Origin of the sequence: Amycolatopsis melonis, from assembly GCF_040064235.1 — a bacterium.
Lineage (GTDB): Bacteria > Actinomycetota > Actinomycetes > Mycobacteriales > Pseudonocardiaceae > Amycolatopsis > Amycolatopsis melonis.
On the sequence record NZ_JBDZYD010000008.1, the window covers coordinates 154743 to 172840 of the forward strand.

22 protein-coding genes are annotated in these 18098 nt (G+C 70.8%); 16 read left to right on the forward strand and 6 right to left on the reverse strand.

The genetic code is table 11. The features are described 5' to 3' along the window. The first annotated feature begins 27 nt into the window (after window positions 1-27). From ABJI51_RS22375 to ABJI51_RS22420, 10 genes are all read left to right on the forward strand, one after another. The gene (locus ABJI51_RS22375) at window positions 28-282 is read left to right on the forward strand and encodes an ATP synthase subunit c family protein (RefSeq protein WP_348953201.1); all 255 of its coding nucleotides are present in this window, start codon (window positions 28-30) and stop codon (window positions 280-282) included. A 32-nt stretch (window positions 283-314) separates the two neighbouring features. Further along, window positions 315-866, forward strand: coding sequence for a F0F1 ATP synthase subunit B (locus tag ABJI51_RS22380; RefSeq protein ID WP_348953202.1), 552 nt, complete (start codon window positions 315-317; stop codon window positions 864-866). Window positions 867-873: 7 nt separating this feature from the next. Beyond that, a complete protein-coding gene (locus ABJI51_RS22385) occupies window positions 874-1698 on the forward strand; it encodes a F0F1 ATP synthase subunit delta (protein ID WP_348953203.1) in 825 nt (274 codons plus the stop codon). A 57-nt stretch (window positions 1699-1755) separates the two neighbouring features. Then, window positions 1756-3396, forward strand: a complete 1641-nt coding sequence (gene atpA / locus ABJI51_RS22390; protein WP_348953204.1) for a F0F1 ATP synthase subunit alpha — start codon at window positions 1756-1758, stop codon at window positions 3394-3396. Between the two features lie 11 nt (window positions 3397-3407). Next, window positions 3408-4346, forward strand: coding sequence for a F0F1 ATP synthase subunit gamma (locus ABJI51_RS22395; RefSeq protein WP_348953205.1), 939 nt, complete (start codon window positions 3408-3410; stop codon window positions 4344-4346). After that, on the forward strand, window positions 4346-5773 hold the full coding sequence (gene atpD / locus ABJI51_RS22400) for a F0F1 ATP synthase subunit beta (protein ID WP_348953206.1): 1428 nt from the start codon (window positions 4346-4348) through the stop codon (window positions 5771-5773). The genes ABJI51_RS22395 and atpD overlap by 1 nt, the downstream gene beginning before the upstream one ends. 114 nt (window positions 5774-5887) lie before the next feature. Further along, complete coding sequence (locus ABJI51_RS22405; RefSeq protein ID WP_348953208.1) at window positions 5888-6253, forward strand: F0F1 ATP synthase subunit epsilon; 366 nt, start codon at window positions 5888-5890, stop codon at window positions 6251-6253. A gap of 25 nt (window positions 6254-6278) precedes the next feature. Next, window positions 6279-6713, forward strand: coding sequence for a DUF2550 domain-containing protein (locus ABJI51_RS22410; RefSeq protein ID WP_348953209.1), 435 nt, complete (start codon window positions 6279-6281; stop codon window positions 6711-6713). Window positions 6714-6836: 123 nt separating this feature from the next. Next, window positions 6837-8075, forward strand: a complete 1239-nt coding sequence (aroA, locus tag ABJI51_RS22415; protein ID WP_348953211.1) for a 3-phosphoshikimate 1-carboxyvinyltransferase — start codon at window positions 6837-6839, stop codon at window positions 8073-8075. After that, window positions 8075-8227, forward strand: coding sequence for a hypothetical protein (locus ABJI51_RS22420; protein WP_348953212.1), 153 nt, complete (start codon window positions 8075-8077; stop codon window positions 8225-8227). Before aroA ends, ABJI51_RS22420 begins: the two co-directional genes overlap by 1 nt. On the opposite strand, the gene ABJI51_RS22425 is transcribed toward ABJI51_RS22420, so the two are convergent. Beyond that, window positions 8224-8796 carry a cob(I)yrinic acid a,c-diamide adenosyltransferase gene (locus ABJI51_RS22425; protein WP_348953213.1) on the reverse strand — a complete coding sequence of 191 codons (573 nt, stop codon included), beginning with the start codon at window positions 8794-8796 and terminating at the stop codon, window positions 8224-8226. The genes ABJI51_RS22420 and ABJI51_RS22425 overlap by 4 nt on opposite strands. Window positions 8797-8857: 61 nt before the next feature. Between ABJI51_RS22425 and murA the strand changes: the two genes are divergently transcribed. Continuing rightward, window positions 8858-10132, forward strand: a complete 1275-nt coding sequence (murA, locus tag ABJI51_RS22430; RefSeq protein ID WP_348953214.1) for a UDP-N-acetylglucosamine 1-carboxyvinyltransferase — start codon at window positions 8858-8860, stop codon at window positions 10130-10132. Between the two features lie 39 nt (window positions 10133-10171). On the opposite strand, the gene ABJI51_RS22435 is transcribed toward murA, so the two are convergent. Next, window positions 10172-10768 carry a TetR/AcrR family transcriptional regulator gene (locus ABJI51_RS22435; protein WP_348953215.1) on the reverse strand — a complete coding sequence of 199 codons (597 nt, stop codon included), beginning with the start codon at window positions 10766-10768 and terminating at the stop codon, window positions 10172-10174. A gap of 93 nt (window positions 10769-10861) precedes the next feature. On the opposite strand from ABJI51_RS22435, the gene ABJI51_RS22440 reads away from it, so the two are divergent. Together ABJI51_RS22440 and ABJI51_RS22445 are read left to right on the forward strand one after the other, a co-directional pair. Beyond that, complete coding sequence (locus tag ABJI51_RS22440; protein ID WP_348953216.1) at window positions 10862-11284, forward strand: nuclear transport factor 2 family protein; 423 nt, start codon at window positions 10862-10864, stop codon at window positions 11282-11284. Further along, window positions 11277-12095 carry an NmrA family NAD(P)-binding protein gene (locus ABJI51_RS22445; protein ID WP_348953217.1) on the forward strand — a complete coding sequence of 273 codons (819 nt, stop codon included), beginning with the start codon at window positions 11277-11279 and terminating at the stop codon, window positions 12093-12095. Before ABJI51_RS22440 ends, ABJI51_RS22445 begins: the two co-directional genes overlap by 8 nt. Window position 12096: 1 nt before the next feature. Here the strand turns inward: ABJI51_RS22445 and ABJI51_RS22450 are convergent, their stop codons facing one another. From ABJI51_RS22450 to ABJI51_RS22460, 3 genes are read right to left on the reverse strand one after another with little or no spacing between them, the layout of a single operon-like run. Next, window positions 12097-12711: a LysE family translocator gene (locus tag ABJI51_RS22450; protein ID WP_348953218.1), complete on the reverse strand. Its 615-nt coding sequence runs from the start codon at window positions 12709-12711 to the stop codon at window positions 12097-12099. 14 nt (window positions 12712-12725) lie between these two features. Beyond that, window positions 12726-13346, reverse strand: coding sequence for a LysE family translocator (locus ABJI51_RS22455; RefSeq protein WP_348953219.1), 621 nt, complete (start codon window positions 13344-13346; stop codon window positions 12726-12728). After that, entirely contained in the window at window positions 13346-13969 is a 624-nt protein-coding gene (locus ABJI51_RS22460) for a LysE family translocator (protein ID WP_348953221.1), read from the reverse strand. Before ABJI51_RS22460 ends, ABJI51_RS22455 begins: the two co-directional genes overlap by 1 nt. A gap of 120 nt (window positions 13970-14089) precedes the next feature. Here ABJI51_RS22460 and ABJI51_RS22465 point away from each other — a divergent pair, with 120 nt between their 5' ends. From ABJI51_RS22465 to ABJI51_RS22475, 3 genes are all read left to right on the forward strand, one after another. Continuing rightward, window positions 14090-14611, forward strand: a complete 522-nt coding sequence (locus ABJI51_RS22465; RefSeq protein WP_348953223.1) for a PH domain-containing protein — start codon at window positions 14090-14092, stop codon at window positions 14609-14611. Between the two features lie 112 nt (window positions 14612-14723). Further along, window positions 14724-16742, forward strand: a complete 2019-nt coding sequence (locus ABJI51_RS22470) for a protein meaA (RefSeq protein ID WP_348953224.1) — start codon at window positions 14724-14726, stop codon at window positions 16740-16742. 27 nt (window positions 16743-16769) lie between these two features. Continuing rightward, window positions 16770-17543, forward strand: a complete 774-nt coding sequence (locus tag ABJI51_RS22475; protein ID WP_348953225.1) for an enoyl-CoA hydratase-related protein — start codon at window positions 16770-16772, stop codon at window positions 17541-17543. Here the strand turns inward: ABJI51_RS22475 and ABJI51_RS22480 are convergent, their stop codons facing one another. After that, on the reverse strand, window positions 17544-18092 hold the full coding sequence (locus ABJI51_RS22480; protein ID WP_348953227.1) for an NUDIX domain-containing protein: 549 nt from the start codon (window positions 18090-18092) through the stop codon (window positions 17544-17546). Between the last annotated feature and the right edge of the window lie 6 nt (window positions 18093-18098).

Genomic DNA, 18098 nt, shown 5'->3' on the forward strand with positions numbered 1-18098 from the left:
CGTGGACCGAAGTGAAGGGAAATGCACGTGAGCAACATCGTTCTGGCCCAGCAGGCCGCCGAGACCGTCAACCTCAACAAGGGTCTCGCCGCCATCGGTTACGGCCTGGGCGCGATCGGCCCGGGCATCGGTGTGGGCCTGATCTTCGCCGCCGTCATCAACGGCACCGCGCGTCAGCCGGAGGCGCAGGGCAAGCTGCAGGGCATCGGCTTCTCGACCTTCGTTCTGACCGAGGTGCTCGCCCTGATCGGCATCGTCATCTACTTCATCGCCTCCGCCTGAGTCATCCGCTCATCGTTTAAGGAGGCCTTGCCGTGACGAACGAACTGGTGCTGGCGTCGGAGACGCCACTGCCGATCATCCCCGACATTTCGGAGCTGATCCTCGGCATCGTCGCCTTCCTCATCCTGCTGTTCATCCTCAAGAAGTACGTCGTCCCTCGCTTCGAGGCCGCGTACGAAGAGCGTGCGCAGAAGATCGAGGGTGGCATCGAGAAGGCCGAGAAGGCGCAGGCCGAGGCCGAAGAGGCGCTGGCCAAGTACAAGGCGCAGCTGGCCGAGGCCCGCACCGAGGCCGCGAAGATCCGCGACGACGCCCGGCTCGAAGCCGAGCAGATCAAGGCGGAGCTGCGGGCCGAGGCCGAGGCCGAGTCCCAGCGCATCGTCGCCCAGGGCCAGGCCCAGCTGCAGGCCCAGAAGGCGCAGATCATCGCCGAGCTGCGGGCCGACATGGGCCGCAACGCCGTCGAGCTGGCCAGCCGGATCGTCGGCGAGTCGCTCGAGGACGAGGCGCGCCGCCGCGGCACCGTCGACCGGTTCCTGGCGGAGCTGGAGTCCGCCGGAGCCTCCACCGGAGCGGGGAAGTAGACCAGAAATGACGCTGCATGCTGCGAGCCGTGAAGCGCTCGGCCTCGCCGAGGAACGCCTCGGCGAGGTTCTGGCCGACGCGGGAGCCGACGCTGCCACGGTCGGCGACGAGCTGCTCTCGGTCGTCGACCTGCTGGACCGGGAGATCGGCCTGCGCCGGGCGGTGAGCGACGCCTCGGCGACGCCGGAGGCGCGCACCGGGCTGGTGCGCCGGCTGTTCGACGGCAAGCTGTCCGAACCGGCCCTCAAGGTGCTCGACGTCGTGGCGGGCAGCCGCTGGTCCAGCCCTCGCGAGCTGGTGGACGGGCTCGAGGAGCTCGGCCGCTCGGCACTGCTCACCGCCGCCGAGAAGACCGGGAACGTCGACACCGTCGAGTCCCAGCTGTTCCAGGTCGCGCGGGTCGTGGCCGGTCACCCGGAGCTCGAGACGGCGCTGTCGGACCTGGCCGGTCCCGCCGACGCCAAGCGCGCGCTGGTGCGCGGGCTGTTCGCCGACAAGGTGGACGTGGTCACCGAGACCCTCGTCGAGCAGGTCGTGCGCCGGGCCAAGGGCCGCGGCGTCGGCGTCGGGCTCGACAAGCTGGTCAAGCTGGCCGCCGAACGCCGCGAACGCTCGGTCGCGTACGTGACCAGCGCGAACGCCCTGACCGACGAGCAGACCGCCCAGCTGGGCGCGAAGCTCAACGACATCTACGGGCGGCCGATCGCGCTGCACGTCGAGGTCGACCCCCGGCTCGGCGGCGGGCTCGTCGTCCGCGTCGGCGACGAGGTCATCGACGGCAGCGCGGCGGGACAGCTGGCGGCGCTGCGCAGGCGGCTGGCCCGGGCATAGCTCCAGGTCACACAAGACTTTGCATACTGGCAAGAACGAAGCGAGAGCGGGAAAGACATGGCCGAGCTGACGATCTCCTCGGATGAGATCCGTAGCGCGATCGAGAACTACGTCTCGAGTTACGCCCCGGACGTGAGCCGGGAAGAAGTTGGCGTCGTGGTCGACGCCGGTGACGGCATCGCCCACGTCGAGGGCCTCCCCTCGGCCATGGCGAACGAGCTGCTCGAGTTCCCCGGCGGCGTCCTGGGTGTCGCGCTGAACCTCGACGCCCGCGAAATCGGTGCCGCGATCCTCGGTGACTTCGAGAGCATCGAAGAGGGCCAGCAGGTCAAGCGCACCGGCCAGGTCCTCTCGGTGCCGGTCGGCGACGGCTACCTCGGCCGCGTCGTGAACCCGCTGGGCCAGCCGATCGACGGCCTCGGCGAGATCGAGACCACCACCCGCCGCGCCCTGGAGCTCAAGGCCGCCTCGGTGGTCGAGCGCCAGCCGGTGTCGGAGCCGCTGCAGACCGGCATCACCGCGATCGACGCGATGACCCCGATCGGCCGCGGCCAGCGCCAGCTGATCATCGGTGACCGCAAGACGGGCAAGACCGCCGTCGCCGTGGACACCATCATCAACCAGAAGGCCAACTGGGAGACCGGCGACCCGAAGAAGCAGGTCCGCTGCATCTACGTCGCGGTCGGCCAGAAGGGCTCCACGATCGCCGCCGTGAAGAAGTCCCTCGAGGACGCCGGCGCGCTGGAGTACACCACGATCGTCGCGGCACCCGCGTCGGACTCCGCCGGCTTCAAGTGGATCGCGCCGTACACCGGCTCGGCCATCGGCCAGCACTGGATGTACGAGGGCAAGCACGTCCTCATCGTGTTCGACGACCTGACCAAGCAGGCCGACGCCTACCGCGCGATCTCGCTGCTGCTGCGCCGCCCGCCGGGCCGCGAGGCGTTCCCCGGCGACGTCTTCTACTTGCACTCCCGCCTGCTGGAGCGCTGCGCGAAGCTGTCGGACGAGCTGGGCGGCGGTTCGCTGACCGGCCTGCCGATCATCGAGACCAAGGCGAACGACGTGTCGGCCTACATCCCGACCAACGTCATCTCGATCACCGACGGCCAGTGCTTCTTCCAGTCGGACCTGTTCAACTCGGGCCAGCGCCCGGCCATCGACGTGGGTATCTCGGTGTCCCGCGTGGGTGGTGCCGCGCAGGTCAAGGCGATGAAGTCGGTCTCCGGCTCGCTCCGGATCGACCTGTCGCAGTACCGCGAGCTGGAGGCCTTCGCGGCCTTCGCCTCCGACCTCGACGACGCCTCCAAGGCGCAGCTCGAGCGTGGTGCCCGCCTGTACGAGGTGCTCAAGCAGCCGCAGTACTCGCCGATCCCGGTCGAGGAGCAGGTCGCGACGGTGTACCTGGGCACCAACGGCCACTACGACTCGGTCCCGGTCGAGGACGTGCGCCGCTTCAACCACGAGTTCATCGAGTCGGCCCGCCGCAAGCACGCCGACGTGCTCGGCGCGATCCGCGACACCGGCAAGTTCGAGGACGAGACGGCCGACAAGCTGGTCGCCGCGGTGAACGAGTTCAAGAAGGAGTTCACCACGTCCGAGGGCAAGTCCCTGGTCGAGGCGGACGCCGACGCGATGGACGCCGACAAGGTCGGGCACGAGACCGTCAAGGTCAACAAGCCCGCCCCGAAGAAGTGAGCTGATAGCTCATGGCCGCACAACTCCGGGAACTCCGGTCGCGCATCAAGGCGACCAAGTCGATCGGCAAGATCACCAAGGCGATGGAGCTCATCGCCACCGCGCGCATCACGAAGGCGCGGGCGAAGGTCGCCGCTTCCCGGCCGTACGCGGACGAGATCACCAAGGTGCTCTCGGCGCTGGCCGGTGCGGCGGCCAACCTCGACCACCCGCTGCTGGTCGAGCGCCCGAACCCGAAGCGGGCCGCCGTCCTGGTCGTGACCAGTGACAAGGGCCAGTGCGGTGGCTACAACTCCAACGTCCTGCGCGCGACCGAAGAGCTGCTCGCCCTGCTCCGCGAAGAGGGCAAGGAGCCGCAGGTCTACGTCACCGGGAACAAGGGGCTGAACTACTACCGGTTCCGCAACCGCCCGGTCGAGGACAGCTGGACGGGCTTCTCCGACCAGCCGGGCTACGCCAACGCGGCCGCCGCGGGCGAGACCCTGGTCGAGTCGTTCATGCGCGGTGCGGACGACGCCGGCGGCAACGCCGACGGCATCACCGGTGTCGACGAGATCCACATCGTCTACACCGAGTTCGTGTCGATGCTGACGCAGCGCCCGACCGCCAAGCGCGTCGCGCCGCTCGAGGTCGAGTACTCCGAGGACGAGGAGCAGAAGCCCGCGGGGCTGCTCCCCAGCTACGAGTTCGAGCCGAGCGCGGACAAGCTGCTGGACGCGCTCCTGCCGAAGTACATCAACACGCGCATCTACGCGGCGCTGCTGGAGGCGGCGGCTTCGGAGCTGGCCGCCCGCCGGACGGCGATGAAGTCGGCGTCGGACAACGCGAACGAACTGGTGAACACGCTGACGCGGGAGGCGAACCAGGCCCGCCAGGCGCAGATCACCCAGGAGATCTCCGAAATCGTCGGTGGCGCGAACGCGCTCACCGCAGCAGGAAGTGATGACTGATGACCAGTACTGAAGCCCCGCGCGCCAAGGGGCGCATCGTCTCGGTGACCGGGCCGGTCGTCGACGTCGAGTTCCCGCGCGGTTCCGTTCCCGACCAGTTCAACGCGCTCAAGGTCGACATCGAGTTCGAGCAGCTGCGCAAGACCGTGACCCTCGAGGTCGCCAGCCACCTCGGTGACAACCTCGTCCGCACCATCTCCCTGCAGCCGCAGGACGGCCTGGTGCGCGGCGCCGAGGTCACCGACACCGGCGGCCCGATCACCGTCCCGGTGGGCGACAAGGTCAAGGGCCACGTCTACAACGCCCTCGGCGAGTGCCTCGACGAGCCCGGCTACGGCGAGGACCTCGAGCGCTGGGGCATCCACCGCAACCCGCCGTCCTTCGACCAGCTCGAGGGCAAGACGGAGATGCTGGAGACCGGCCTCAAGGTCGTCGACCTGCTCACCCCGTACGTCCAGGGTGGCAAGATCGGCCTGTTCGGCGGTGCCGGCGTCGGCAAGACGGTGCTCATCAAGGAGATGATCACCCGCGTCGCCCGGAACTTCGGTGGTACCTCGGTGTTCGCCGGTGTCGGCGAGCGCACCCGTGAGGGCAACGACCTCTTCCTGGAGATGTCCGAGGACGGCGTCATCAACGACACCGCCCTGGTCTTCGGCCAGATGGACGAGCCGCCGGGCACGCGTATGCGCGTCGCGCTGTCGGCGCTGACCATGGCGGAGTACTTCCGCGACGTCCAGAACCAGGACGTGCTGCTGTTCATCGACAACATCTTCCGGTTCACCCAGGCCGGCTCCGAGGTGTCGACCCTGCTGGGCCGCATGCCGTCGGCCGTGGGTTACCAGCCCACGCTGGCCGACGAGATGGGTCAGCTGCAGGAGCGGATCACCTCGACCCGTGGCCGGTCGATCACCTCGATGCAGGCGATCTACGTCCCCGCGGACGACTACACCGACCCGGCCCCGGCGACGACGTTCGCCCACCTGGACGCCACCACCGAGCTTTCCCGGTCGGTGTTCCAGAAGGGCATCTTCCCGGCGGTGGACCCGCTGGCGTCGACGTCGACGATCCTCGACCCGTCCATCGTCGGCGAGGACCACTACCGCGTGGCCTCCGAGGTCATCCGGATCCTGCAGAAGTACAAGGAGCTGCAGGACATCATCGCGATCCTCGGTATGGACGAGCTCTCGGAAGAGGACAAGCTGACCGTTCAGCGCGCGCGCCGCATCGAGCGGTTCCTGTCGCAGAACATGCTGGTCGCGGAGGCCTTCACCGGCCAGCCGGGCTCGACCGTGCCGCTGTCGGAGACGATCGAGTCGTTCGACCGCATCACCAAGGGCGACTTCGACCACTACCCGGAGCAGGCGTTCCTGGGCATCGGTGGCCTCGAAGACCTGGAGAAGAAGTACAAGGAAATCACCAAGAAGTGATCCTCTGACGACGGCGGGGGCAGTGTCCTGTGTGGACCCGGGCCCCCGCCGTTCTCATAGCTTGAGTCAGACCTATTACACTCGGGAGTAACACCCCGAGCTAAGGAGTGCTACGTGGCCGAGATGTCCGTGGAGCTGGTGGCCGTCGAGCGCCGTCTCTGGTCGGGTACCGCCACTTTCGTGGTGGCGCAGACCACCGAGGGCGAGATCGGCATCATGGCCGGTCACGAGCCCGTGCTCGGGCAGCTCGTCGAGGGTGGCGTGGTCAAGGTGACGACCACCGACGGCGAGACGGTGTGCGCGGCCGTGCACGGCGGGTTCCTGTCGGTGACGGCGACCGGGGTGAGCATCCTCGCCGAGAGCGCCGAGCTGTCCGACGAGATCGACGTCGACGCGGCGAAGAGGGCACTGACCGGGGACGACGAGACCGAGCGGGCGAGGGCCTCGGCCCAGCTCCGCGCAGCGGGTCAGACGGCCTGAGCGCGAGACGGGCAGGAGCCGGGCCGTGAAGATCACCGTGGTCGTAGTGGGGCTCCTGGTCGTGCTCGCCGTGCTGGCCGCCTGGTACGGCCAGCGCTGGATCCGGATGCGCCGCGGCGGTGGCGTGAGCGTCGCGCTGCGGTGGCGTCCGGACAACCCGCGGTCCGGCTGGCACCTGGGGCTGGGCCGCTACGAGGGCGACGAGTTCGTCTGGTACCGCGTGTGGAGCCTGCGGACCGGCCCGGATCGGGTGTTCCAGCGCGAAAGCATGCAGATCGCCGACCGCCGCGACCCGTCCGGCAGCGAGGCGTACGCGGTCCCCGAAGGCTCGACGGTGCTGCGCTGCGAGTCCGAGACCCAGGAGGCGATCGAGATCGCCATGGGCCCGGGCGCCCTGACCGGCTTCCTGTCCTGGCTGGAGTCGGCCCCACCCGGCCGACGTCTCCCGCGCGCCTCCTGACCGCCTGATGCCCCTCCCATCACGCGTGATGCCTGTTCAGTCACGCGTGATGCCCCTTCAAGCACGCGAGTGACGCGCCGGATCACGTGAGTTCCGGGTTTCCGCCGTCCGTAGACTTGGGCCGTGACCCTCGTCGAGATCCCCGGTTCCAAGTCCGTCACCGCCCGCGGCCTGTTCCTGGCCGCCGCCGCGCACGGGACCACCGTGCTCGGCCGTCCGCTGCACTCGGACGACACCGAGGGCTTCGCCGAGGGCCTGGTCAAGCTCGACTACCGCGTCGACCGGCAGCCCGGCGCCTGGACCATCGAGGGCCGCCCCGCGGGTCCCGGCGTGGCCGAGGCCGACGTCTTCTGCCGGGACGGCGCCACCACCGCCCGCTTCCTGCCCGCGCTGGCCGCGGCCGGCACCGGCACCTTCCGCTTCGACGCCTCCGACCAGATGCGCCGCCGCCCGCTCGGGCCGCTGACCGACGCGCTGCAGGAGCTGGGCGTCGACCTGACCTTCGAGGGCGAGCCGGGCCACCACCCGCTCACCGTGCGCGCGAACGGCATCAAGGGCGGCGAGCTGACCCTGGACGCGGGCCTGTCCTCGCAGTTCCTGACGGCGTTGCTGCTGGTCGGGCCGCTGACCGCGGAAGGGCTGCGGATCACGGTCACCGACCTCGTCTCGGTGCCCTACGTCGAGATCACGCTGGAGATGATGCGCCGCTTCGGCGTCGACGTCCGCCGTGAGGGCCGGACGTTCGTGGTCCCGGCCCAGCCGTACCGCGCGTGCGAGTACCCGGTGGAGCCGGACGCGTCGACGGCGAGCTACTTCCTCGCCGCGGCCGCCGTCACCGGCCGCACGGTGACGATCCCCGGGCTCGGCTCGGACGCTCTCCAGGGCGACGTCCGGTTCGCCGACGTCCTGGAGCAGATGGGCGCGCACGTGGAGCTGACGCCGGACTCGGTGACGGTCGCGGGCCCCTCCGGCGGCCTGCGCGGCATCACGGTGAACATGCGCGACATCTCCGACACCGTCCCGACCCTGGCGGCGATCGCGCCGTTCGCGTCCGGGCCGGTGCGCATCGAGGACGTCTACAACACGCGCATCAAGGAATGCGACCGCCTCGACGCCTGCGAGGAGAACCTGCGCGCGATGGGCATCGACGTCGAGACGGGCCGAGACTGGATCGAGATCCGGCCGGGCCGCCCGTCGGGCACACTGGTGAAGTGCCGCCGGGACCACCGGATCGCGATGGCGTTCAGCATCACGGGCCTGCTGACCGAGGGCGTGACACTGGACGACCCGGAGTGTGTGAAGAAGACGTTCCCCGGCTTCCACCAGGCGCTGGGGGCCCTGCGGGAGAGCTGGGGGATCTGATGGCCGAAGAGAACCGCTGGGCCAGGCTGCCGGAGCGGGTGAAGCCGGAGGACATGGTCACGACCCAGGCCGTGGATCCCGCGTTCGACGGGACGCCGGAGGTCGACCTGGAGCGTTACTGGGCGGTGCAGGAGCAGGGCAGGCTCGGCTAGGGCTGCCCGCCCGGCTGCCACAGCACGTCACCGTCGGGGTTCGCCAGCCGGGCGAGGATGAACAGCAGGTCCGACAGGCGGTTCAGGTACTTCACGGCCACCGGGTTCGTCGTCTCCGGCTCCGCCTCGTACAACGCCCACGCCGACCGCTCGGCCCGGCGCGCCACGGTCCGGGCCTGGTGCAGGAACGCCGCGCCCGGGGTGCCGCCGGGCAGGATGAACGACGTCAGCTTCGGCAGGCGCTCGTTGAACTCGTCGCACCAGCCTTCCAGGCGCTCGACGTACTTCTCTGTGATCCGCAGCGGCGGGTACGGCGGGTCGTCGGAGATCGGCAGGCACAGGTCGGCGCCGACGTCGAAAAGATCGTTCTGCACCGTACGCAGGACGTCCGCGATCTCGCCGCTCAGCCCGCCGACCGCGATCGCCAGCCCCAGCACCGAGTTCGTCTCGTCGGTGTCCGCGTACGCGCCGAGGCGGGCCGAGGTTTTGGGCACGCGGGAACCGTCGCCGAGCGCGGTCGTGCCGTTGTCGCCGACCTTCGTGTAGACGCGGTTGATGCGAACGACCATGAACCCACCATAGCCGCCCCCGCCCGGGCCGAATCCGGGCGAGAGGGCATGATTGGCGGCCATGAGCGAGCACTTCGACGTGCATGGCGGAGCCCGGCTGGTCGGCGAGGTCGACGTGGTCGGCGCCAAGAACAGCGTGCTGAAGCTGATGGCCGCCGCCCTCCTCGCGGAGGGCACCACCACCATCACGAACTGCCCGCAGATCCTCGACGTCCCGCTGATGGGCGACGTGCTGCGGAGCGTCGGCTGCGAGGTCGTCATCGAGGGCGACACGGCCACCATCACGACGCCTGCCGAGCTGTCGCACCGCGCGGACTCGCCGGCGATGGGCAAGCTGCGCGCGTCGGTGTGCGTGCTGGGCCCGCTGGTCGGGCGGCTGAAGCAGGCCGTCGTGGCGCTGCCGGGCGGCGACGCGATCGGCTCCCGCCCGCTGGACATGCACCAGAACGGCCTGCGCAAGCTGGGCGCGACGAGCACGATCGAGCACGGCTGCGTCGTCGCGAAGGCCGAGACGCTGGTCGGCGCGCAGATCTGGCTGGACTTCCCGAGCGTCGGCGCGACCGAGAACATCCTGATGGCGGCCGTGCTGGCCGAGGGCACCACGGTGATCGACAACGCGGCGCGCGAGCCGGAGATCGCCGACATCTGCACGATGCTCACCGAGATGGGCGCGAAGATCGAGGGCGCGGGCACCTCGACGCTGACCGTCCACGGCGTGGAGAAGCTGCACCCGACCGAGCACCGCGTGATCGGTGACCGGATCGTGGGCGCGACCTGGGCGTTCGCGGCGTCGATGACCCGCGGCGACATCACCGTCCGCGGCGTCAACCCGCACCACCTGGACCTGGTGCTGAACAAGCTCCAGCTGGCGGGCGCGGACGTCGAGACGTTCGGCGACAAGGGCTTCCGCGTGGTCCAGCCGGAGCGCCCGAAGGCGGTCGACTGGGTGACGCTGCCGTACCCCGGGTTCGCGACCGACCTCCAGCCGTTCGCGGTGGCGCTGTCGGCGGTGTCCGAAGGCACGTCGATGATCACGGAGAACGTGTACGAGGCCCGCTTCCGCTTCATCGAGGAGATGGTCCGGCTGTCGGGCGACGCCCGCACGGACGGCCACCACGCGGTGGTCCGCGGCGTCGAGAAGCTGTCGAGCGCACCGGTGTGGGCCTCGGACATCCGCGCGGGCGCGGGCCTGGTGCTGGCCGGCCTGTGCGCGGACGGCGTCACCGAGGTCTGGGACGTCTTCCACATCGACCGCGGCTACCCGCACTTCGTCGAGAACCTCAACCGCCTCGGCGCGAACATCAAGCGGGTGAGCGGCGAACCCGACCGCAGCTGAGCGTCCGTGAATGCCACATCGAGTCCCTCGATGTGGCATTCACGGCTTTTCCCGGGCACCCAGGGCACGCAGGGTGTGCTCCACCAGCCGGTCCAGGTAGCCCGGCTCCACCGGAGCCTGGCGGACCACCAGACGCCAGTAGATCGGTGCCGCCAGGATGTCGAGCGCCAGTTCGAGGTCGGTGTCCGGCGGCAGCTCGCCCCGGTCGATTGCCCGGCGCAGCATCACCTCCGCCAGGTCGCGGCGCGGGCCGCCGATGCTCGTGCGGGTGCTCTCGGCCGTCTCCGGGTTGCGGGCTCCTTCGGCGACCAGGTCGGGCAGGATCCGCGAGAACAGCGGGTGCGTGAGCCAGTCCAGGACCGCCTGCATGGTCGCGCGCAGGTCGCCGCGCAGTGAGCCGGTGTCCTCGACGCCCGCGCGGTTCACGCTGAACTCCGCGATGACCGCCGTGATCATTTCCTGCTTCGACCGCCACCGCCGGTACAGCGCGCTCTTGCCGACGCCTGCCCGCTTGGCCACGGCTTCCATCGACAGCCTGCCGTAGCCCTGCTCGGCCAGTTCGGTCAGCACGGCGTCGGTGATGGCCTGGGTGACTTCGGGCTGGAGGACCGCGGCGCCGGTCGGGGTGCGTGCCATGGGCGCAGTCTAGCGGGTGGACGGAACGGTACCGTCCCGTCTAACCTGACGTCGGGACGGTACCGTCTCGTCCAAACGTAGAAGGAGCATCCGATGCACGACCTCGTCGAGCGAGCGCTCGACCTGCTGCTGAAGCACGACATGGCCGGGTTCGCCGGGCTCTGGGCCGAGGACGGCGTCCTCGAGTTCCCGTTCGCGGGCCCGGGCTACCCCCGCCGTGTCGAAGGCCGCGACGCCATCCGCGAATACCTGCGTGGCTACCCGGACCTGCTGGACGTCCGGGAGGTGACGGCGAAGACCGTGCACCGGACCGTGGATCCGGCCGTGGTCGTCGCCGAGTTCACCCTCGCCGGCGTCGCCGTCGCGACGCAGCGGCCGTACGAGCTGGCCTACATCGCCGTGATCACCGTGGAGAACGGCGAGATCCGCCACTACCGCGACTACTGGAGCCCGGCCGCCGCGGCCGAGATCCTCGGCGACCTGACCGCGATGTCGGCTGGGAGCGGCCGTGGCTGACGTCCTAGTGCTCGGCGGCACCGGCACCACCGGCCGCCGGGTCGTCGCGGGCCTGCGCGCCAACGGCGTCCCGGCACGGGTGGCGACCCGCAAACCGCACGAACCCGGGCAGGTCCGGTTCGACTGGACCGACCGCGTCACCCACGCCGGCGCGCTGCGCGGAGCCACCGCCGTCTACCTGGTCGCGCCGATCGGCGAGGCCGAACCGGCGGCGCTGGTGGCCCCGTTCCTGGCCGACGCCTTCGACGCGGGAGTCCGCCGGGTCGTCCTGCTCGGCTCGTCCGCGGTCACCGACGAGACCCCGGGCCTCGGCGAGCTGCCGCGGCTGGTGCGCCAGGCTCCGGAGTGGACGGTGCTGCGGCCGTCGTGGTTCATGCAGAACTTCACCGGCGAGCACCTGGTCGCCCAGGGCGTCCGCGACGGCGAGATCGTCACGGCCACCGGCGACGCCCGGGTCGCGTTCGTCGACGCCGGAGACATCGCGGCGGTCGCCGTCCGCGCGCTGACCGATCCCGAGCCGCACAACACCGAACACGTCCTGACCGGCCCGGCCGCACTGAGCTACGCCGAAGCGGCCGCGATCGTGGCCAGGCACACCGGACGCCCGGTCCGCCACCGCGCGGCCGGCCCGGCCGAGTACACGGCTTTCCTGACCGCTTCGGGACTTCCGGCGGACTTCGCCGCCGTGCTGGCCGCACTGGACGAGGACATCCGGCGGGGTGCCGAAGACCGCGTCACCCCGGCCGTCGAGCAGGTCGCCGGCCGCCCCGCCCGGTCGTTCGAAACCTTTGTGCGGGAAGAGATCCGCTGACTCAGCCCTCGACGGCGAGGACCGCCCCGAAGCCGACGAGTGCCGCGCCCGTCGCGCCGTCCATGGTGCGGCGGACGCGGCGGCGCTGCAGCCAGACCCGGATCCGGTGCACGCCGGCGACCACGACGAACTGCCAGAGCGTGGCCAGCACCGCGACCGTCGCCGCCAGCAGCAGCGAGTCGGCCGTCGTCGAGCCGGGGGACAGGAACTGCGGCAGCATCGACAGGTAGAACACGAGCGCCTTCGGGTTGGTGACGTTCGACAGGAACCCTTCCCGCCACCGCCGTCCGCCGCGCGGCTTGGCCGTCTCCGGCGCGCTGTAGTTCCCGCGCCAGGCGGCGAGCAGCGTCTTGACGCCGAGGAAGGCGAGGTACGCCGCGCCTGCCCACTTCACCGCCAGGAAGAGGGGTTCGGAGCGCACGAGGACGGCGCTGAGCCCGAGTGCGGCCGCGAGGCCCTGGACGAGGTTTCCCGACCCGACGCCCAGCGCGGTCAGGATCCCGCCGCGTTTCCCGCCGGCGAGGGAGTTCTTGAGCACGAGCGCGGTGTCCGGCCCCGGCACGACGAGCACGAGCACCACGAAGAGCACGAAGGCGCCATAAGTTCCCCAGGTCATGAGGCCAGGCTAGATCAGCCTTCGAGGGCCAGTGCCGCGCCGAAGCCGACGAGGGCCGTTCCCGTGGCGCCGTCCAGTACCCGGCGCACCCGGCGGCGCTGCAGCCAGTCGCGGACCCGGTGCACGAAGAACAGCAGCAGCACCTGCCACACCAGCCCCAGCGCCGCGACCGTGTACGCCAGCAGCAGCGAGTCGGCGACGCTCGACGACGGCGTCAGGAACTGCGGCAGGACCGACAGGTACAGCACGATCACCTTGGGGTTGGTCAGGTTGGACAGGAAGCCTTCGCGGAACCGCCGTCCCCGGGAGGCGCGGGCCTTCCGGACGTCGAGGGCGGCGTAGTCACCGCGCCACGCGCCGCGCAGGGCCTGGATGCCGAGGAACACCAGGTAGGCCGCGCCGAGCCACTTCACCGTCTCGAACACCGGCTGGGAGCGCGTCAGCACCGCGCCCAGCCCGAGCGCCGCCGCGGTGCCCTGCAGGAAGTTCGCGACGCTGATGCCGGCACACGCCCAGCCGCCGCCGCGGGCGCCGCCGGTCAGGGCGTTCTTCAGCACGACCATCGTGTCCGGTCCCGGCATCATGGCCAGGAACGCCATCATCCCGGCGAAGCCGGCGTAGGTGCTCCACGTCATCAGGACTCCAAGGCGAGAGCGGCGCCGAAGCCGAGCAGCGCGGTGCCGGTGACGCCGTCGAGGGTACGGCGCACCCGGCGGCGGCCGAGCCAGGCGCGGACGCGGTGCACGAACAGCAGCAGCACCAGCAGCCACGCCCCGCCGAGCACGGCGACGGTGTAGGCCAGCAGCAGCGAGTCCCCGACGCTCGAGTCGGCCGTCAGGAACTGCGGCAGCACGGACAGGTAGAGCACCAGCACCTTCGGGTTGGTGACGTTGGAGAGGAACCCTTCGCGGAACCGCCGGAAGCCGCCGCCGCGACGGCGCTGGACGTCCTCGACGACGGCGTAGTTGCCGCGGAAGGCACCGCGCAGCGCCTGGAAGCCCAGGAAGACGAGGTAGGCGGCACCGGCCCACTTGAGGGTGAGGAACACCGGCTGCGAGCGGGCGATGACGACGCCGAGCCCGAGCGCCGCGGCACTGCCCTGCACGGCGTTGCCGGTGAAGATGCCCAGCGACGCGAGCAGCCCGCCGCGGAACCCGCCGGACAGCGCGTTCTTGAGCATGACCATCGTGTCGGGTCCCGGCGCGAGCACGATCAGGACGACGATGACCAGGTAGCTTCCGTACACACTCCACGTCACGGCTGCCCACGCTAATCGACGCCGAGGCCGTTGGTCTCGCGGTTTTCGGTCACAGTGCCCGGCCGGACACGGAGGGTGCGGAACTCGGCGGGCGGGCGTCCGGCGCAGTAGTGTTCGGCCATGTCAGCAGGGGAAATCGAGCTTCAGCCCGGTGAGCGCGTGCTCTGGGCGGGAGAGCCGGTCCAGCGCCCGCTCTACGTCGCCGCGGACGGGGTGATCGCCCCGGCCGGACTGGTCCTCGCCGCCGCCGCGGTCTGGTTCGTGCTGGCGAAGCAGCCGAGCGGCCTGCCGATGGCTGCCGCGGTCGTCGCGCTGGCGCTCGGCCTCTACGGCGCGGCCGGCCGGTCGGTGGTCCGCTACCTCGCGCTCGGGCGCACGACGTACGCGGTCACGGACAGCCGGATCATCGCGCGCTCGGGCCTGTTCCGGCAGAAGGAGCGCTCGACGGAACTGGCAGGCCTGCCGGCACCGGTGCTCAAGCCCGGCCCGTCCCGCACCGGCACCATCGGCTTCGGCGGAGCGGGATCGGTGACGCTGATGGGGATCGGCGAGCCGAAGCGGGTGCGGGACCTGCTCGTCAAGGCCATCGACGAGGCAGGCGCCCGCCAGGCACCGCCGGAAGCGGACACCTCGGCCGCCTGAGGCCACCGCCCAGGTGGTCTGCCGCGGCCTCACCCGGACGTGGCCGATTCCACTGCCCCCATAAGTTACCGGCCGGTACACTCGACGAAACGTCCACCGCCGGAGGTGTCCCGTGCCCTACCCAACGGACCGCGAACGAGACCGCCCGTGGGTGATGCGGACCTACGCGGGGCACTCGTCCGCCGCCGCGTCGAACGAGCTGTACCGGCGCAATCTCGCCAAGGGGCAGACCGGCCTTTCGGTCGCCTTCGACCTGCCCACCCAGACCGGCTACGACCCGGACCACCCGCTCTCCCGCGGTGAGGTCGGCAAGGTCGGCGTGCCCGTGTCGCACATCGGCGACATGCGGCGCCTGTTCGACGGCATCCCGCTCGCCGAGGCCAACACGTCGATGACGATCAACGCGCCCGCCATGTGGCTGCTCGCGCTGTACGTCTCCGTGGCGCGCGAGCAGGCCGAGGCCGAGGGCCGCGACGTCGACGAAGTGCTCGCGAAGCTCACCGGCACCACGCAGAACGACATCATCAAGGAGTACCTGTCCCGCGGGACCTACATCTTCCCGCCGGGGCCGAGCCTGCGGCTGATCACCGACATGATCGCCTGGACCGTGCACCACGTGCCGAAGTGGAACCCGATCAACATCTGCAGCTACCACCTGCAGGAAGCCGGGGCGACGCCGACGCAGGAGGTCGCCTACGCGCTGTGCACCGCGATCGCCGTGCTCGACGCCGTCCGCGACTCCGGCCAGGTCGGCGCGGCCGACATGGCCAAGGTCGTGGCGCGGATTTCCTTCTTCGTCAACGCCGGCGTCCGGTTCGTCGAGGAGATGGCCAAGATGCGCGCGTTCACCGCGCTCTGGGACGAGCTCACGCGGGATCGTTACGGCGTAACGGATCCGAAGGCGCGGCGGCTGCGCTACGGCGTCCAGGTCAACTCGCTCGGGCTCACCGAAGCCCAGCCGGAGAACAACGTCCAGCGGATCGTGCTGGAGATGCTGGCGGTGTCGCTGTCCCGCGGCGCCCGCGCCCGCGCGATCCAGCTGCCCGCCTGGAACGAGGCGCTCGGCCTGCCCCGGCCGTGGGACCAGCAGTGGGCACTGCGCATGCAGCAGGTGCTCGCGTTCGAGACCGACCTGCTGGAGTACGAGGACATCTTCGACGGCTCGCACGTCATCCAGGCCAAGGTCGACGAGATCATGGCCGGCGCGCGCGAGGAGATCGCCCGCGTGCAGGACCTCGGCGGCGCGGTCGCCGCGGTCGAGAGCGGCTACATGAAGTCGCAGCTGGTCGCCTCGCTGGCCGAGTACCGCCGCGGCGTCGAGAGCGGCGAGCGGATCCTGGTCGGGGTCAACAAGTTCGAGACGACCGAGCCGTCGCCGCTGCAGGCCGAGGGTGCCAAGGCGATCGAGACGGTCGACCCCGCCGTCGAGAAGGCCGCCGTCACCGCGATCGAGGAATGGCGGGCACAGCGCGACAACGACGCCGTCGCGCGGTCGCTGGCCGCACTGAAGGAACGCGCGCAGACGACGGAAAACCTCTTCGAGGCCACTCTGGAGTGTGCGCGGGCCGGCGTCACCACCGGCGAGTGGGCCGGCGCGCTGCGCGAGGTGTTCGGCGAATACCGGGCGCCCACCGGGGTTTCCGCGGCCGCCGTCGCCGGCACGGGCGACCCGGAGCTGGAGCGCGTGCGCGCGCGGGTCCGCGAGACCGAAGCCGAACTCGGCGAACGGCTGCGGATCCTGGTCGGCAAGCCGGGGCTGGACGGCCATTCCAACGGCGCCGAGCAGGTCGCCGTCCGGGCCCGCGACGTCGGCTTCGAGGTCGTCTACCAGGGCATCCGGCTGACACCGGAGCAGATCGTCGCGGCCGCGGTGCAGGAGGGCGTGCACGTGGTCGGGCTGTCGGTGCTGTCCGGCTCGCACCTGGAGGTCGTCCCGAACGTCGTGGACGGCCTGCGGGCCGCGGGCGCGGGCGACGTGCCGGTGATCGTCGGCGGCATCATCCCGCCGGACGACGCCGCGCTGCTGCTCGAACGCGGCATCGCGCGGGTGTTCACGCCCAAGGACTACGAGCTGACCGGGATCATGGACGGCATCGTCGGCCTCGTCCGGGAGCGGCACGGCCTCGGCTGAGCGCGGCGGACGTACTACCGTCGGGACATGACCGAGTACGAGCACATCCTGGTGAAGCGGGACGGCGACACCGTCACGATCACCATGAACCGGGCGGCCCGGCGCAATTCGCTGTCCGCCGGGCACCTCGCCGAGCTGCTCGCCGCGTTCCGCGAGGCGGGCACGACCGACGCGACCGGGGTCGTGCTGGCCGGCGACGGCCCGGTGTTCTCCGCGGGGCACGACTTCGCCGACGTCGCCGCGCGCGACCTGACCGGCGTGCGCGAGCTGCTGACGCTGTGCACGGACGTCATGAAGACCATGCAGTCGATCCCGCAGGTCGTCATCGCGCGCGTGCACGGACTGGCCACCGCGGCGGGCTGCCAGCTCGTGGCGTCGTGCGACCTCGCCGTGGCGGCCGCATCGGCGGGCTTCGCGCTGCCCGGCGGCAAGGGCGGCTGGTTCTGCCACACCCCGGCCGTCCCGGTGGCGCGGTCGATCGGCCGCAAGCGGCTGATGGAGCTGGCGCTGACCGGCGACGTCGTCGACGCGGCGACCGCGCTCGACTGGGGACTGGTCAACCGGGTCGTGCCGGACGAACAGCTCGACGAAGCCGTCGCGGAGCTGCTGGCGCGGGCCACGCGCGGCAGCCGGGCCAGCAAGGCGATGGGCAAGGTGACCCTCTACGCCCAGCTGGACCGGCCCGAAGCCGACGCGTACGCGATCGCGCTGGAGGTCATGGCGGCGGCGTCGCAGCTGCCCGGCGCCCGCGAGGGGATGGCGGCGTTCCTGGAGAAGCGCAAGCCGTCCTGGCCGGACTGATCAGCCCTGGGTGCGCTCGTACAGCATGAGCTGCGCCCAGGCGGCGATCGACTGCGCGTCGGTGATCTCGCCGGTGAGGATCATCTTCTCGACGTCGGCGCGGGCGAACCACGCGCTGCGCAGGTCCTGCTCCTCGTGCTCGAGCTCCGGCTCGCCCTCGGTGAGGTCCGTGGCGAGGAACACCCAGCCGCGCTGGCTGCTCATGCCCGCGGCGACGTCGAGCTTGCCGAGCACGGTCATCGAGCCGGCGCGCAGCCCGGTCTCCTCGCGCAGCTCCCGTTCGGCCAGCTCGGCGGGCGGGACGTCGGCGCGGCCGGGTGCAGTGCCCTGCGGGAACTCCCAGCGCCGTTCACCGAGCGGGTAGCGGAACTGCTCGACCAGCCGGAACCGGTCGGCGTCGTCCCGGGCGACGACGAGGGCGTAGGTCGGTTTGTCGACCACGCCGTAGATGCCGGGCGAGCCGTCCGGGCGGCGGATCTCGTCCTCCCGCACGGTCATCCAGTTGTTCCGGTACACCTCGCGGGACGCGACACGCTGAATGGGGTCCACCCGCCC

What these genes read in the sequence shown, in the direction of transcription:
- ABJI51_RS22385 (WP_348953203.1), top strand. Translation starts at nt 874, where the DNA reads ATGACGCTGCATGCTGCGAGCCGTGAAGCGCTCGGCCTCGCCGAGGAA.
- atpA (WP_348953204.1), top strand. Translation starts at nt 1,756, where the DNA reads ATGGCCGAGCTGACGATCTCCTCGGATGAGATCCGTAGCGCGATCGAG.
- ABJI51_RS22395 (WP_348953205.1), top strand. Translation starts at nt 3,408, where the DNA reads ATGGCCGCACAACTCCGGGAACTCCGGTCGCGCATCAAGGCGACCAAG.
- atpD (WP_348953206.1), top strand. Translation starts at nt 4,346, where the DNA reads ATGACCAGTACTGAAGCCCCGCGCGCCAAGGGGCGCATCGTCTCGGTG.
- ABJI51_RS22420 (WP_348953212.1), top strand. Translation starts at nt 8,075, where the DNA reads ATGGCCGAAGAGAACCGCTGGGCCAGGCTGCCGGAGCGGGTGAAGCCG.
- ABJI51_RS22425 (WP_348953213.1), bottom strand. Translation starts at nt 8,796, where the DNA reads ATGGTCGTTCGCATCAACCGCGTCTACACGAAGGTCGGCGACAACGGC.
- murA (WP_348953214.1), top strand. Translation starts at nt 8,858, where the DNA reads ATGAGCGAGCACTTCGACGTGCATGGCGGAGCCCGGCTGGTCGGCGAG.
- ABJI51_RS22435 (WP_348953215.1), bottom strand. Translation starts at nt 10,768, where the DNA reads ATGGCACGCACCCCGACCGGCGCCGCGGTCCTCCAGCCCGAAGTCACC.
- ABJI51_RS22440 (WP_348953216.1), top strand. Translation starts at nt 10,862, where the DNA reads ATGCACGACCTCGTCGAGCGAGCGCTCGACCTGCTGCTGAAGCACGAC.
- ABJI51_RS22450 (WP_348953218.1), bottom strand. Translation starts at nt 12,711, where the DNA reads ATGACCTGGGGAACTTATGGCGCCTTCGTGCTCTTCGTGGTGCTCGTG.
- ABJI51_RS22455 (WP_348953219.1), bottom strand. Translation starts at nt 13,346, where the DNA reads ATGACGTGGAGCACCTACGCCGGCTTCGCCGGGATGATGGCGTTCCTG.
- ABJI51_RS22465 (WP_348953223.1), top strand. Translation starts at nt 14,090, where the DNA reads ATGTCAGCAGGGGAAATCGAGCTTCAGCCCGGTGAGCGCGTGCTCTGG.
- ABJI51_RS22475 (WP_348953225.1), top strand. Translation starts at nt 16,770, where the DNA reads ATGACCGAGTACGAGCACATCCTGGTGAAGCGGGACGGCGACACCGTC.